This is a genomic window from Streptomyces sp. NBC_00464, from assembly GCF_036013915.1.
Classification (GTDB): domain Bacteria; phylum Actinomycetota; class Actinomycetes; order Streptomycetales; family Streptomycetaceae; genus Streptomyces.
On record NZ_CP107899.1, the window covers coordinates 421,826 to 435,634 of the forward strand.

11 protein-coding genes are annotated in these 13,809 nt (G+C 73.0%); 5 read left to right on the plus strand and 6 right to left on the minus strand.

Translation table 11 applies throughout. The features are described 5' to 3' along the window. Positions 1-118: 118 nt before the first annotated feature. From secD to ligA, 4 genes are all read right to left on the minus strand, one after another. Positions 119-2,398, minus strand: coding sequence for a protein translocase subunit SecD (gene secD / locus OG912_RS01830; RefSeq protein ID WP_327707839.1), 2,280 nt, complete (start codon positions 2,396-2,398; stop codon positions 119-121). Between the two features lie 51 nt (positions 2,399-2,449). Continuing rightward, positions 2,450-3,037 carry a hypothetical protein gene (locus tag OG912_RS01835; RefSeq protein WP_327707840.1) on the minus strand — a complete coding sequence of 196 codons (588 nt, stop codon included), beginning with the start codon at positions 3,035-3,037 and terminating at the stop codon, positions 2,450-2,452. Positions 3,038-3,096: 59 nt separating this feature from the next. Further along, the gene (locus tag OG912_RS01840) at positions 3,097-3,936 is read right to left on the minus strand and encodes a rod shape-determining protein (RefSeq protein ID WP_327707841.1); all 840 of its coding nucleotides are present in this window, start codon (positions 3,934-3,936) and stop codon (positions 3,097-3,099) included. A 314-nt stretch (positions 3,937-4,250) separates the two neighbouring features. After that, on the minus strand, positions 4,251-6,353 hold the full coding sequence (gene ligA / locus OG912_RS01845) for an NAD-dependent DNA ligase LigA (RefSeq protein ID WP_327707842.1): 2,103 nt from the start codon (positions 6,351-6,353) through the stop codon (positions 4,251-4,253). A gap of 277 nt (positions 6,354-6,630) precedes the next feature. Here ligA and OG912_RS01850 point away from each other — a divergent pair, with 277 nt between their 5' ends. The 3 genes from OG912_RS01850 (at position 6,631) to OG912_RS01860 (ending at position 9,354) form a co-directional block, all read left to right on the plus strand. After that, positions 6,631-7,575, plus strand: a complete 945-nt coding sequence (locus tag OG912_RS01850) for a DUF1996 domain-containing protein (protein ID WP_327707843.1) — start codon at positions 6,631-6,633, stop codon at positions 7,573-7,575. 67 nt (positions 7,576-7,642) lie between these two features. Further along, positions 7,643-8,227 (plus strand): DUF305 domain-containing protein, encoded by a 585-nt coding sequence (locus OG912_RS01855; RefSeq protein ID WP_327707844.1) that lies wholly within the window; start codon positions 7,643-7,645, stop codon positions 8,225-8,227. Between the two features lie 74 nt (positions 8,228-8,301). Further along, on the plus strand, positions 8,302-9,354 hold the full coding sequence (locus OG912_RS01860; RefSeq protein ID WP_327707845.1) for a LacI family DNA-binding transcriptional regulator: 1,053 nt from the start codon (positions 8,302-8,304) through the stop codon (positions 9,352-9,354). Between the two features lie 17 nt (positions 9,355-9,371). Here OG912_RS01860 and OG912_RS01865 read toward each other — a convergent pair whose 3' ends face one another. Both OG912_RS01865 and OG912_RS01870 read right to left on the minus strand, forming a co-directional pair. After that, positions 9,372-11,534 (minus strand): phage holin family protein, encoded by a 2,163-nt coding sequence (locus OG912_RS01865; RefSeq protein WP_327707846.1) that lies wholly within the window; start codon positions 11,532-11,534, stop codon positions 9,372-9,374. Between the two features lie 143 nt (positions 11,535-11,677). Next, complete coding sequence (locus OG912_RS01870; RefSeq protein WP_327707847.1) at positions 11,678-12,082, minus strand: hypothetical protein; 405 nt, start codon at positions 12,080-12,082, stop codon at positions 11,678-11,680. A gap of 261 nt (positions 12,083-12,343) precedes the next feature. On the opposite strand from OG912_RS01870, the gene OG912_RS01875 reads away from it, so the two are divergent. Both OG912_RS01875 and OG912_RS01880 read left to right on the plus strand, forming a co-directional pair. After that, positions 12,344-13,126, plus strand: a complete 783-nt coding sequence (locus tag OG912_RS01875) for an MBL fold metallo-hydrolase (RefSeq protein WP_327707848.1) — start codon at positions 12,344-12,346, stop codon at positions 13,124-13,126. After that, entirely contained in the window at positions 13,126-13,752 is a 627-nt protein-coding gene (locus OG912_RS01880; RefSeq protein ID WP_327713316.1) for a DedA family protein, read from the plus strand. The genes OG912_RS01875 and OG912_RS01880 overlap by 1 nt, the downstream gene beginning before the upstream one ends. Positions 13,753-13,809 lie beyond the last annotated feature (57 nt).

The window sequence follows — 13,809 nt, forward strand, 5'->3', positions numbered from 1 at the left end:
GGATTGTGCCGTCGCAGCTGCCGCCGAATGCCGTGGCCGGCGCGCGTCGCTCCTGCGCCGCTCGAACGGCGCAGGAGCGACGGCACCGGTTCGAGGCCGTGCCGGTGACGGACGTGCGCTACACGCGCGCCCCGTTGTCGAGCGGGTCCCGCTGCCCGGCCCCGGGCTTCCTGCGCGGGGCGCGGGCGGGCGGCGGGGCCTTGCTGCTGCGCTCCAGGAGGAGGGCGGCCGGTACGGCGGTCATGACCGAGGAGTACGTACCGACGACGATGCCGATCAGCAGGGCGAGGGCGAAGTCCGCGAGCGAGTCGCCGCCCAGCACCGCCAGCGCGACGAGGATGAACAGGGCGCCCATACCGGTGTTGACCGTCCGGGGGACGGTCTGCAGGACGGCCCGGTTCGCCACGGCGGAGAGGGGCTCCTTGCGGGCCTTCGCCCACAGTTCCCTGACCCGGTCGAAGACCACGACCGAGTCGTTGACGGAGTACCCGATGACGGTGAGGAGCGCCGCCAGGAAGATGCCGTCGACGGTGCGGCCCAGCCAGGCGAAGGCTCCGACCAGGATGATCACGTCGTGGACGAGCGCCCCGACGGAGGCCACGGCGAACGTCCAGCGGAACCGGATCGCCAGATAGCCCAGTTGGACGAGCACGGCGATGGCCAGGGCGATCAGGGCGTTGCGCCGCAGTTCGTCGCCCAGGCTGGGTCCGATGAGTTCGTCGCGGACCTTGGTGGTCTCGCCGCCCTCCACGGCGAGGGCCGCGCGCAGTGCGTGTTCGCCGTCGTTGTCGAGGTTCCCGGTGCGCACGGAGATGTCGCCCGCACCGGCTGTGGTGACCTCGGCTTCGCCGAAGCCCGCACCGGCCAGCGCGGTGCGGGCACTGTCCACGTCGACGGGGCGGCTGGTGGCGTACTCGACGAGCCGGCCGCCGGTGAACTCGACGCCCAGGTTGACGCCGCGCACCAGGATGCCTGTCACGGCGACCGCGATCAGGACGGTGGAGACCAGCAGCCAGCGCCGGGGGGAGCGCATCAGCTGCGGATCGCGGCGGGCGATCCAGGTCCGTACCCGGCCGGGACTCGCGATGCCGTTGACGCCCCGGTAGTCACTGACGAACCGGGAACGGGCGGCCGTCTCGGTGAGGGCGCGGGCGATGACGAGCGCGGAGAACATCGACGCGAGGACGCCGATGCCGAGCGTGACGCCGAAGCCCTTGACCGGTCCCGAGCCGAGGAAGAAGAGCAGGCCCGCCGCGATGAGCGTCGTGACGTTGGAGTCCGCGACGGCGCTCCAGGCGTGCCGGAAGCCCGCGGTGAGCGAGGTGCGCAGGGACTTGCCCGGGCGGAGTGCGTGTTCCTCTCTCGCCCGTTCGAAGACCAGCACGTTCGCGTCGACCGCCATCCCGATGGCCAGCACGAACCCGGCGAGTCCGGGCAGCGTGAGGGTGACGCCGAGCGCGACCAGCGCGGCGTACGAGATGACTCCGTAGGCGCCGAGAGCCGCGGCGGCGAGCGCGCCGAAGAGCCGGTAGACGAGGGTGATGAACAGCGCCGTGGCTGCGGCGCCGATGAGGGCGGCGCGGGCGCTGGCGTCGATGGCGGCGGCGCCGAGCGTCGGGCCGACCGTCCGCTGCTCGACGATCTCGACGGGCACGGGCAGTGCTCCGCCCTGGATCAGCAGGGCGAGTTCGCGGGCCTCGTCGGCGCTGAAGGAGCCGGTGATCTGAGTGGATCCGGAGGGCAGGCCGGTGTTGCAGGCGACGGTCGGGGAGACCTGCGGCGAGGAGATCACCTGTTTGTCGAGGACGATGGCGACACGGCGCCGTTCGTCCTGGACGGGGTGGCAGGCCGCCTCACCGGTCAGCCGGGTCCAGTCCCGGCCCGCGTCCTTGTGGAAGTCGAGGGAGACGCTCCAGCCGGCGCCCTGCTGGGCGTCGAACGCGGCGGATGCCTCCTTGACGCCCGCGCCCGAGAGCGCGGCGGGGCCGAGGGCGAGGGTGCGGTCCTGTTCGTCGGGGAGCGTCAGCCCTTCGCCGCCCGGTGTGCCGGGGCCCTGTACGGCGTGGAAGCTGAGCTGGGCGGTCCTGCCGATGACGTCGGCGGCCTTGCGCGGGTCCTGGACGTCAGGGAGTTCGACGATGATCCGGTCCTCGCCGGAGCGGGTCAGGGTCGGCTCCGTGACCCCGAGCGAGTCGATGCGCTTGCGCAGCACCTCCAGCGTGCGGTCGGTGCTCTCCCGGTCGGCCTTGGCGGTGTCGGAGTCCTTGGCCTGCAGCACCATGCGGGTGCCGCCCTGGAGATCGAGGCCGAGTCTGGGGGACATGGTCAGTGCGATGAGCACGGAGACGAGCAGTACGGCCGCAGCCAGAACCGCCCGCACCGTCGTGGCGCGGGTCATGCGTGATTCCTCCGAGGGGCGGCCGGACACGGTCCCGCTCCCCGAAGGGCGCTAGGACGGCGGGAGCGGCACGCCGGTGGTGGGGGTCGGGACCCGTGACGGGTCCCCGGGCCGGTGAACGGCAGCCCTCGGAGGCCCACGCACGCCAGGGAGGGCGGCGCGGAAACGGTCGGCGGAGACAGCGGGTACGGGGGGTGCGGCCCCGGGGACGGGGTGTGGCGGCGGGATCCCGGGCGGGAGCGGTGGCAGAGAACCGGGACCGGGCGGTGGCAGGTGCTGCGGGGTACGGGGGTGCTCGGCGGCGGCCCACGGCTGGGGTGCCGTCGCCGGTCCGGAGCGGTGGGCGCCGGCGGCGGTGACCACGCCGGTGCGGCGAGGGGTGGTACGGGGGTCGCGGTCGCCCGGTGACCGGCCGGACGGATGGGTCCGCGCGGGGCGGTCCGTGCGGAGGGAGCGGTCGGTGTGAGGGGCGGACGGACGGCTTCCGGCCGGGCCGTCGGCGGTGGGCGCCGGAGCGGCGGACGTGCGGGTGGGAAGTCCGGCCCCGGCCGCTGCGGGTGCGCTGCCCGCCACGGCGAGGACCGCCAGGAGCAGCGCGGCAAGGAACTGCCGTGCCGTCGCCGCGCGCCCGCGACGCACCAGGTCGTCCAGCCGGCTCCCGGGAGGCGTGTTACCCCGGGGCGGCCCCGGGAGGGGCGTCACCCGGATCGGCCGGGCAGAGCCGGTGCGGCGGAGGCGTGGCGGAGCACGGAGCTGAGGATCAGCCCGGCGCCGCGCACGACCGTGGTCGCAGGATCGTCCGCGAGCCGGACGGGGGCGCCGAGGCTGCCCGCGATCCGGTGGGTGATGTCCGGGCGCAGCGCACCGCCTCCGGCGAGCAACGGGCCCCTGCGCAGGGCTCCGAGGAGCGCGCCGTTCAGGTCCTGGTGCCACATCCCCGTGACCATGTCCAGGACGGCCCGGACGACGGCGGTGGGCGTCTCACCGGGATCCAGATCGCTGGTCCCGGTCTCGGCCAGGCGCGCGTCGCGGACCCTTCCGTCGACGAGGAGGGTCACCTCGGTCAGCTCGGCACCGATGTCGACGACGAGGAGCGGGCCGCCGTCCTGCGGTCCGGCGCAGGCGGCAGCGGCCCTGGCACTGTCCAGGACGATGACGCTCGACGGGCCGAGCGCGGTGAGGATCTCCCGGACGGCGGCGCGGTCTCCCGGTCCGGCGAGGACGGGGTGGCTGAGGACGATCACCGTGTCGCTGCGGTCGGCGCCCAGGGCCGTGTCGGCGATCCGGGCGAGCATCCGGCCGCAGGACTCGGCGTCGACGATGCGGCCGCGCCGGACCGGACGGCCGTCGTGTCCGTACGCACCGGCCTGGTCGGATCCGGTGTCCGTCACGACTCCCTGCCCGGGGATCCAGGCGCGCGTGCGCGAACTGCCGAGGTCGATCGCGAGCCCGCGGGTGATCCCGCGGTGCTGCGGATGCGGCCGGTGCTGCCGGTGAACGGAGCGAGCCTGCCGCTGTCCGTCGCGCAAAGAACGCATCGCCCCTCACCCCCGGCGCGCTACTGCGGCCGTTCACACACCCATTGACCCGCTGATAGCGAGGCATGGCCGAACCCTCACTATGCAATAGGGAGGCAAAGAAAGCCACTCCCGTACCAAATCGAAGGACGGGGTGGAGCAGGGAAGTCCGGCGCCGGGCACGAGCGGTTCCGCCGCACCGCGCGGACACTCCCGTGCGACCGGTCGCACGGTCGCCGGAGGCACCTGGGCCGACGGGCGCAGCGGCGCCGGACGCATGGCCGCCGGGCGTGCGGCCGCCGGACACTCCCCCGCGTCCGACGGCCGCCGCACGGTCACACCTCGGACGGCAGGAACTCCGCGATCAGCTCCGCGAACTCCTCCGGACCGGCGATCCGCACCCCCAGGTCCTCCGCCTTGGTGCGCTTGGAGCCGGCCTTCTCACCGGCCACCAGAAGTGTGGTGCGCTTGGAGACGCTGGAGGACGACTTCCCGCCGGCGCGCTCGATCAGCTCGTTCATCTGATTGCGTGAGAGTTTCTCCAGGGCCCCCGTCATCGCTCCGGTGACCACCACGGTCATCCCGTCCAGGGGCCGCCCGTCCACGCCCTCGCCGTCCGCCGCGACATCGCCCTCCTCGCCCGGCTCCGGCGGCGGCGTCGCGCCCGGCTCGCTCATGGTGACCCCGGCGGCAACCAGCTTCTCGATCAGCGGGGCGAGCTCCACCAGCTCCGCGACGACGCCGGCGGCCTTCTCCTTGCCGATCCCGTCGACCCGCTGGAGCGACTCGACGTCGGCGGCTCTGATGCGGTCCATGTCCGCGAAGTAGCGGGCGATCCGCCGGGACATCGAGCGCCCGGTGCCTCGCACCCCCAGGGCGCAGAAGACCCGGGAGAGCGGCTGCGCGCGCGCCGCGTCGATCGCGGCCAGGAGATTGTCGGTGCTGGTCTCGCCCATCCGCTCCAGGTCGAGCAGCTGCCCGCGCTCCAGGGTGAACAGATCGGCGAAGTCGGCGACCAGGCCGGCATCGACGAGCTGGACCACCCGGGTCGCACCGAGGCCCTCGATGTCGAGCTGGTCGCGCCCCGCCGCGTACGAGATGGAGGCCACCAGACGGCAGTTGCGGCCTCGCACACAGCGCCAGCGCTGCTCACTCGTGTCGATCTCGGAACCGCACTGCGGGCACGCCTCGGGGAAGACGACCGGCTGCTCGTCACCGGTGCGCAGATGGGCGACCGGGGCCTCGATGCGGGGAATGATGTCGCCCGCCTTGTAGACCATCACGTGGTCGCCGATCCGCAGATCGCGGCGGGTGATGTCGGCCGGGTTGTGCAGAGTGGCGAAGCTGACGGTCGATCCGTCGATCTCGACCGGCTCCAGCACGGCGCGCGGCGCGATGATGCCGGTACGGCCCACGTTCCACTCGACGCCGAGCAGGCGGGTTACCTTCTCGACGGCCGGGAGCTTGTACGCGATGGCCCAGCGCGGTGCCCGGGTGCCGGAGCCGGCGTCGCGCTGGTCGGCGGCGAGGTCCGCCTTGATGACGATGCCGTCGATACCGAAGGGCAACGAGGCGCGCAGCGAGGCGACTTCCTCGATCCGCGCCTGGGCGTCCTCGGCGGTGGTGACGGTGCGCGGCGCCACCGCCGTGTCCGCTGCGGTGTGGACTCCGAGTCCGGACGCACGGCCGAGGGTCTCGCTGTGGGGCAGCTCGGCCAGTGTGGCGGTGAGCTCCCCCGATTCGGGCAGCGCCACGACGCCGTACGCGAAGAACGTCATCTCCACCGTGTAGGGGCGGTCCTTGGCGCGCAGGGTGCCCGCCGCGCCGTTGCGCGCGTTGGCGAAGGGCGCCCCGCCGTGTTCGGTGCGGAGGGTGTTGGCCTGCTCGAACTGCTCCGTCGTCATCAGGATCTCGCCGCGCATCTCGATCGTGGCCGGCTCGGCGAGCTGCCGGGGCAGTCCGACGACGGTCCCGATCGCATGCGACACGTCCTCGCCCGCGGTGCCGTCGCCGCGGGTGATCAGCTGCTCCAGCCGGCCGGCGCGGTAACGGGCCGCGACCGCGAGGCCGTCGAGCTTCGGCTCGACGCTCCAGGCGGCGACCGGGCGGCCGATCCGGCGCTCCAGCGAGGCCGTCCAGGTGGCGAACTGCTCGGCCGAGAAGACGTTGTCCAGGGAGAGCATCGGAACCGTGTGCGGCACGTCCCCGACCGCGACGCCTCCGGCCACCTTGCCGGTCGGCGACTCGGCCAGCACGTCCTGCGGATGCTCCTGCTCGTATGCGGCGATCCCGCGCGCCAGCCGGTCGTACGCATCGTCGTCGAGCACGCTCTCGCCCGTGGCGTAGTACGCGGCGGCGGCCTGCGACGCTTCTTCGACCGCGGCGGCGTAGGCGGCGGTATCGGCGAGCACAACAGCTGAGTTCGTCATGTCCCCCATCCTGCCGTCCACCACTGACAACGTGCTGGTGACGAGCGGTGGGCGGCGCCTCGGAACCGGCTCGGAGCCCCACCTGTCCCCTATGCGCCGCCATCCGTCGAATCCTCACATGAGAGAGCGCTCTCCCATCAGAACGCACGTCAACTAGCTTCAGAAAGAAGGAACTTGCAGGTCTGCGCACTCTATTGACATGACCGAGACACGCTTTTACGTTCCTCCGAGAGAGCGCTCTCTCGCATGGTCAGGAAACCCCCACTTCCCCTCGAACAGGAGTGCCGTGCTCTTCTTCCGTCATCGACGCACCGGTGAAGACAGCCGCCGCAGAACCCTTCCGTCCCGGCGCCACCGCACGGCGGCACTCGTCGCCGCCGCGCTCGCCCTGTCCTTCCTCCAGGCGGCCACCGGCAGCGCGTCCGCCGGGCCGGACACCGGGATCGCCCCCACCGCCAAGGCCGCTGCGGACGTCGTCCGGGTCGCCGAGTTCCTCGCCGAATGCCCGTACACCCACCGGGCGCCCGACGACCCGATCGTCTTCCCCGGGCTGCCCGGGGCCTCGCACATGCACAGCTTCTTCGGCAACGACTCGACGAACGGCAACTCCGACCTCGCCTCACTGGAGAAGGCCAGGACCAGTTGCGCACCGGACACGGACCTGTCGTCGTACTGGGTGCCGACCCTGTACAACGGCGACACGGAGGTCGAACCCACCGGCACGACCTTCTACTACCTGGGCGAAGGCGTCCGGGACGACGTCATCCAGCGGATCCAGCCCTTCCCCCGGGGACTGCGGATCGTCGCGGGGAACGCCAAGGCGACCGGCCCCGACGACAACACGATCTCGCGCTGGTCGTGCCTGCACCACGGCGAGGTCAACCCGTCCCACGACTTCGTGAACTGCCCGGCGGACGCGATGCTGGAGTCGTATCTGGACTTCCCGCAGTGCTGGAACGGCAAGGACCTCGACTCGGCCGACCACAAGAGCCACATGGCCTACCCGGTCGGTGGTGAATGCCCGTCGACCCACCCGGTGCCGGTTCCCAAGCTGCGCCAGGTGCTGCGGTATCCCGTCAACGGCGACCCGGCGCGGTTCCGACTGGCGTCCGGTCCCGGCTACACGATGCACGGCGACTTCTTCAACGTGTGGCCCGAGGCCGAGATGGCGCAGCGTGTCCGCGACTGCATCAACGCCATCGTGAAGTGCGGTGCCGACGGCACCCCCTGACCGCCCGGCACCCGTCCGACGCCCGTCCGGGGCCGTATGCCCCGGGCGGGCCCTTCCGGAGGACCTCATGACGAAGGCGGCCCGCGCCACCGCTGTGCTGTCCCTGCTTCTGCTCCTGGCCGGCTGCGCGGCCCCGGCGAACGCGCCGAGCCCGTCCGCGTCCGCTCCCCCGGCCCCCGCTCCCCCGCTCTCCGTTCCGGCCGATCCGACGGATGCCGCCTGGGTCCAGTTGATGACCCCGATGAACGCGCAGGCCGTGGCGCTGCTCTCGCTCGCCGGGCAACGGGCGGATGATCCCCGGATACGGAGTTGGGCGGCCGCCCTGCGGTCTGCCCAGAACGACGAACTCGCCCGGCTGCGACCGCTGCTGGCCCGGATGGGGCTGCCGGACACCAATGTGCACAAGGGGCACGACATGCCGGGGATGGTGACGGAGCACGATCTCGAGCACGCCCGAACCGTCGAGGGCGGGGCATTCGACCGCTTCCTGGTGGCGCAGATCCGCGACCATCTGCGCCAGTCCGCGCAGGTCTCGCGCTCCGAGACGAAGGCCGGCACCCGCCCGGACGCCCGACGGCTCGCCGCAGCCCTGGTGTCGGCCCGCCGGGCCGAACTCGACCGGCTGACAAGGCTGTCGGCACGCACCGGCTGATGCCTCCACGCCCTTACGCCGAAGGCCTCGGTGGCCGTTTCGGCCCCCCTCGTACCACCCGGTATAAAGACTGCATGACTGCCGACGCGCCGATGCCCGCCCGCCCCGCCACGCTGGAGGACGTCGCCGGGGTGGCCGGGGTGTCCCGGGCGACGGTGTCCCGGGTGATCAACGGGGCGACCACCGTGGACCCGGCGCTGCGACGGATGGTCGAGGAGGCGGTGGACGCCACCGGGTACGTGCCCAACCGTGCTGCCCGCTCGCTGGTGACCCGGCGCACCGACTCGATCGCACTCGTCGTCTCGGAACGCGAGCGACGTCTGGTGTCGGAGCCCTTCGTGGGCCGGATGTTCTCCGATCCGTACTTCGGGCGGGTGGTCGGCGGACTGCTCGACGTCCTGCGCCCGGCGGGCATCCAGCTGGTGCTGATGCTGGCCGACGACCAGGAGTCCCGCGACCAGTTGCTGTCCTACCTGCGCCACGGGCATGTGGACGGGGTGGTGCTGATCTCGTCGCACGCGGACGATCCGCTCCCGGGACTGCTGCACGACACCCGGCTGCCCGCCGTGCTCGCCGGACAGCCCCGCAGGCCGACGCCGATCACCTACGTCGAGGCGGACCAGCGGGCCGGGGCCCAGCTGGCGGCCGATCACCTGGCTTCGCTGGGCCGTCGTCGGATCGGCACCGTGTCGGGCCCGCAGGACATGCCGGCCGGTCAGGCACGGCTCACGGGCTTCCTGGACGCGCTCGCCGCGCACGGCATCCGGGACGTGGCCGCCGCCGAGGGCGACTTCACCCATGCGGGCGGGGCGGCGGCGATGCGGCGGCTGCTCGCGGACCGCCCGGACCTGGACGCGGTGTTCATCGCGTCGGACCTGATGGCCCTGGGTGCCATTCCGGTGCTGTTGCGGGCCGGCAAGGACGTCCCCGGGGATGTCGCCCTCGTCGGGTTCGACGACAGCAGTGCGGCCCTGGCCTGCGATCCGCCGCTGACGACGGTCCGGCAGCCGGTGGAGGAGATGTCGGCGGAGATGGCCCGGCTGCTGCTGAAGCAGATCGGCAGGCCCGGTGTGCCGGCGCCGTCCGTGATCTTCCATCCCACGCTGGTCCGGCGGCAGTCGGCCTGACCCGGGCCCTCGTGCGGTCAGCCCCGCGCGCCGCTGCCCGCGTCCGTCTCCGTGTCGGAAGGGCCGGGGAGAGCGGAGAGGCCGTTCCCGGGCTCGTTCCCCTGGCTCCGTACGGTCCGGCGCCCCGTCCCGCGGCCCCGCCCGTCCTCCCGCCGCACCGGCACCTGCGGTCCCGAGACCTCGTGCAGCCAGCGCTTCAGGACCCGGTGCACCGTCTCCGCGCCGACCAGTTCGGCCGCCCGCTCCCCGCCCTCGGCGGCGGCCGCGTCCAGCGGGTCCGTCATTCCGCGCGGCCACAGCAGGAACGGCCGGGACTGCTCGCCGCCCAGACCGCCGTGCGAGCCGATCTGCTCCTCGAAGGCGTGCACGGTGCCGGTCTCGGGGTCGTACATCGAGTTGACCATCACATCCGCGACGTGCGGAAACGTGTCGGTGCGCCGGATCGCGTCGGCAGCGCCCGGGCCGAAGGCGGCCAGCGGGCCCTGTCCGTCCTTCAGCTCCGCCACCGGCACCCGCGCGCCGTCGCGGCCCAGCACCACCGATCCGTCGCGCTCGCTGCGGACGAGCAGGAAGCCGATGCCGGGGTGGTTGGCGAGCGTGCCGAGCAGGGCGGGGTGGCGGCGGTCGAGCTGCTCCTGCGAGGCGCGGCCCTCGATGTCGGGGAAGGCGATCAGGCCGAGGTTGCCGGAGGCGAGGACGACCGGGTCGGAGGCCTTCGCCACCTGCTTCTCCTCGCCCACGGCGACCGGCCGGTGGAGCGCGATCCGGACCGCGTCGCGTGCCTCGGAGCCGCTCCGGGTGCGCTGGGCCCTTCGGGGCACCGGCAGTCCGCTGCCCGCCCGCACCAGGTCCTTGAGCGTGAGCCCGTACGCCCCCGCGAAGGTCTCCCCCGGGCTCTGTCCGTGGTCGGACAGGAGCACGATGCGGTAGGTGCGGGGGGTGTGTTCGGCGACCTTGACGATCAGGGCGAGCGAGCGGTCCAGCCGGGCGAGGACCTTCTCGGCGTCCCGGCTGCGCGGCCCCGAATGGTGGGCCACCTCGTCGTACGCCACCAGGTCGGCGTAGACGGCGGTCCGGCCCGCGAACATGTCCCCTATGACGGCGGAGACCACCACATCGCGTTCGACGACGGTCGCGAAGGCCCGGATGAAGGGGTAGAGCCCGCCGCGCTTGATCCGGGGCGTCTCCTTGCGGATCCGGGCCCGGGTCGACTGGCCGATCTCGCGGCCGACCTCGGCGACGAACGAGAGCGCGGTACGGACGGCGTTGGCGGGATCGGAGAAGTAGGCGAAGTATCCGGCTCTGGAGCGTCTGCCCTTGCCCCGCCGGGCGGCCATCGACAGGACGAGGGCGAGCTGGTCGGCGCCGCCGCTGAAGAGGTTGCCGCGGCTGGCTCCGTCGAGGGTGAGCAGTCCGCCGTCGCGGGTGCGCACGATGGCGCGGCGCTGCAGTTCGAGGGCGCTCGCCGGTCTGCTGGAGACCATGACGTCGCCGGTCTCCTTCTCGTACCAGCGGAAGGCGGGGATGTCGTGGTTGCTGCCGTGCAGGATGCCGAGCTGGCTGGCCCCGGTCTGGCTGGACCAGTCGGTGCGCCATGGGGTGAGCCGGTGGCCCCCGGTGTCGGCCAGCCAGCGCGCGACGGTCGGCATGAGTCCGTCGGCGGCGGCCTGTGCGAGTACGTCGTGGCCGACTCCGTCGAGCTGGATGAAGACGGTGCCGGGCGGCCCGTCGCCGCCCTCACCGCTGGTGCCGCTGCGGCGGCGGCGTCGTTGGGCCAGGCGCGAGAGTCTGCGGCGGTAGGCGTTGTCGTCACGGACGGCGAGTGCCGTGGAGGTCGCGGAGGCGACGGCGGACATGACGGCCGCGACGACGACGGCCGTCTCCGGGGCGGCGGCGCCCCGCCCGTCCGGGATGAGCCACAGCGCGATCAGGAGCAGCGAGCCGTTGAGGAAGAAGACCAGCATGCCGAGGACGAAGGCGGGCACGATGAGCAGGGCCCGTACGAGCACCGGCCAGACCAGTGCCGAGAGCAGACCGAAGGCGCCCGCGCCCCAGGCCGCGGTGAACGCGGTCTTGGTCACGCTGTCGCCGTCGTCCGACTGGAGCTGGAAGTCCGGCAGAATCCCGGCGAGCAGCAGCAGGGTGAGGGTCGATACCGCCCACACCACGATCACCCGCATCAGGGCGCTCCCGGCTGTTCGCCATCGCCCGTCACCCACGCCGCTGCCACCTCACGTCCGGGCCCCGCCGTTCCGGGCCCTGCCCCAGCCTTTCACAGCGGGGGCGGCGCGCCGCGGAGCCCCGGGCGGGTGCGGTCGGGCGGTCAGCAGCCGTCGTAGCCGGCGGTCGGCATGGAGAGCCTGCGGTGCACGCCTGCTTTCGTACGGGCGCTGTACGGCGGTTCGTCGAGACCGGCGATCTCCAGGCGCACGCCGCGCCGCTCGCACTCCGCGGCGAACTGCGGAACCGAGGCGACGGCCCGGGCGAGCACCCGGTCGGTGGGGGCTACGAAGAGTTCGACCTCGCCCCCTTCGACGTCGGCCCAGAGCGCTGGGTGGTCGGGGCGCAGTCCGTACAGGCGCAGCTGCCGGGTGACGACGTAGCCCTGGTCGGCTGCCCAGCGGGCGCACATGGCGTGCTGGCTGCGGGTGTCCACGAGGAACGGATCGCTGTCGAGTTCCTCCAGCGGCGTGAGACTGGCGATGGCCGCCACCCGTACGTCCCCCATGGCCGTCTCCCCGTGTAGGCGTTCTGCGACCCTACCGGCCGGAGTCCCGCACAAGAAGGCGCATGTCAGGGCGGGGAGGGGCGCACGGGGCCGTGCGCGCGCCGTGAAGGCGGCGCACGCCCGGCCGTCGGACGGTCGGCCGTCGAGCGAGGTCATGACGTGCGGCCGACCATTGAGGCGGCGGCCACGCCGGGGCTCAGCGACTGAGGGACCGCCCGCCCCGTAGGCTCTTCGGCAGGTCCTACGAGCAGGAGGCGGCACGTGCCGGTGGAGATCACCTGGTGGGGTCATGCCACCTGCACCATCGAGGATTCCGGGGTGCGGGTCCTGACGGACCCCCTTTTCGTACGGCGCTTCGCGCATCTGCGCCGGCGCCGCGGTGAGCTGCCCGGTCCGACGGCAGCGGTCGCCGATGTCGTCCTGATCTCGCATCTGCACTCCGACCATCTGCATCTGCCGTCCCTGGCCCGCGTCGCCCCGGGTGCCCGGCTGGTCGTCCCGCTGGGGGCGGTCCGGGCGGTTCCGGGGCTCCGGCTGCTGCGCCGGATGCGAGGGGTGCGGATCACCGAGGTGGTGGCGGGCGACGAGGTGCGTGTCGGCGAGGTGGTGATCCGGGCCGTGCCGGCGCTGCACGACGGGCGGCGTCTCCCGGTCGGCCCGCACCGCTCCCCCGCGCTCGGATACGTCGTGGAGGGCGAGGCGCGCACGTATTTCGCCGGGGACACCGGGCTCTTCGACGACATGGCGCAAGCGGTCGGCCCGGTGGACGTGGCCCTGCTGCCGGTCGGCGGCTGGGGACCGTACCTCGGGCACAGTCACCTCGACGCGGCGCGCGCGGCCGAGGCGCTGGCCCGGCTCGCGCCGCGCGCGGCGGTGCCGGTGCACTACGGCACGTACTGGCCGATCGGGATGGACGGGATCCGGCCCCACGAGTTCCACTCGCCGGGTGACGAGTTCGTCCGCCAGGCGGCGCTGCGGGCGCCCGAGGTGGCGGTCCACCGGCTGGCGCACGGCGAGCACGTGCGGCCGGGAGCCGCCGGGTGATAGTCGACTTCCTCAGACAGACGGCGACGCTGCCCCCGGAGTCGACGCAGCAGGCGGTCGGCTATCCCTCGCTGTTCCTGCTGGTGGCGCTGGGCGCGCTGGTTCCCGTGGTGCCGACGGGTGCCCTGGTGAGTTCGGCGGCCGTGGTGGCGTTCCATCAGTCGGCACCGTTCTCGCTGCTGATCGTCGTCGCGGTGGCGTCGTCCGCGGCGTTCCTCGGAGACATCTGCCTGTACTGGCTGGGGCAGCGCGGGGTCCGGTCGAAGAACGGTTCCAAGTGGCTGCGGGCGATCAGCGACCGGGCCGCGCCGGAGCGGCTCGCGCAGGCGCAGCAGAAGCTCGACGAGCACGGGGCGATGGTGCTGGTGCTGTCCCGGCTGGTGCCGGCGGGGCGCATCCCGGTGATGCTGGCGTGCCTGCTGGGCCGGATGCCGCTCAGGCGGTTCGCCCGGGGCGATGTGCCGGCGTGTCTGGCGTGGGCCGCCACGTATCAGCTGATCGGAATCCTGGGCGGCTCGCTGTTCCCGGAGCCGTGGCAGGGCGTGGTGGCGGCGGTGGGCCTGACGCTTCTGATCAGCGGGGCGCCGGCAGTGTGGCGCCGGCTGCGTGCACGGTCCGGCCGGTGACCGCCGGGGTCCGGGGCTGTCGCGTCATCGAGTGGTTCCCGTCCCGGAGTGAGCCGG

What these genes read in the sequence shown, in the direction of transcription:
- ligA (WP_327707842.1), bottom strand. Translation starts at nt 6,353, where the DNA reads ATGGGGGACATGACGAACTCAGCTGTTGTGCTCGCCGATACCGCCGCC.
- OG912_RS01865 (WP_327707846.1), bottom strand. Translation starts at nt 11,534, where the DNA reads ATGCGGGTGATCGTGGTGTGGGCGGTATCGACCCTCACCCTGCTGCTG.
- OG912_RS01870 (WP_327707847.1), bottom strand. Translation starts at nt 12,082, where the DNA reads ATGGGGGACGTACGGGTGGCGGCCATCGCCAGTCTCACGCCGCTGGAG.
- OG912_RS01855 (WP_327707844.1), top strand. Translation starts at nt 7,643, where the DNA reads ATGACGAAGGCGGCCCGCGCCACCGCTGTGCTGTCCCTGCTTCTGCTC.
- OG912_RS01840 (WP_327707841.1), bottom strand. Translation starts at nt 3,936, where the DNA reads ATGCGTTCTTTGCGCGACGGACAGCGGCAGGCTCGCTCCGTTCACCGG.
- OG912_RS01860 (WP_327707845.1), top strand. Translation starts at nt 8,302, where the DNA reads ATGACTGCCGACGCGCCGATGCCCGCCCGCCCCGCCACGCTGGAGGAC.
- secD (WP_327707839.1), bottom strand. Translation starts at nt 2,398, where the DNA reads ATGACCCGCGCCACGACGGTGCGGGCGGTTCTGGCTGCGGCCGTACTG.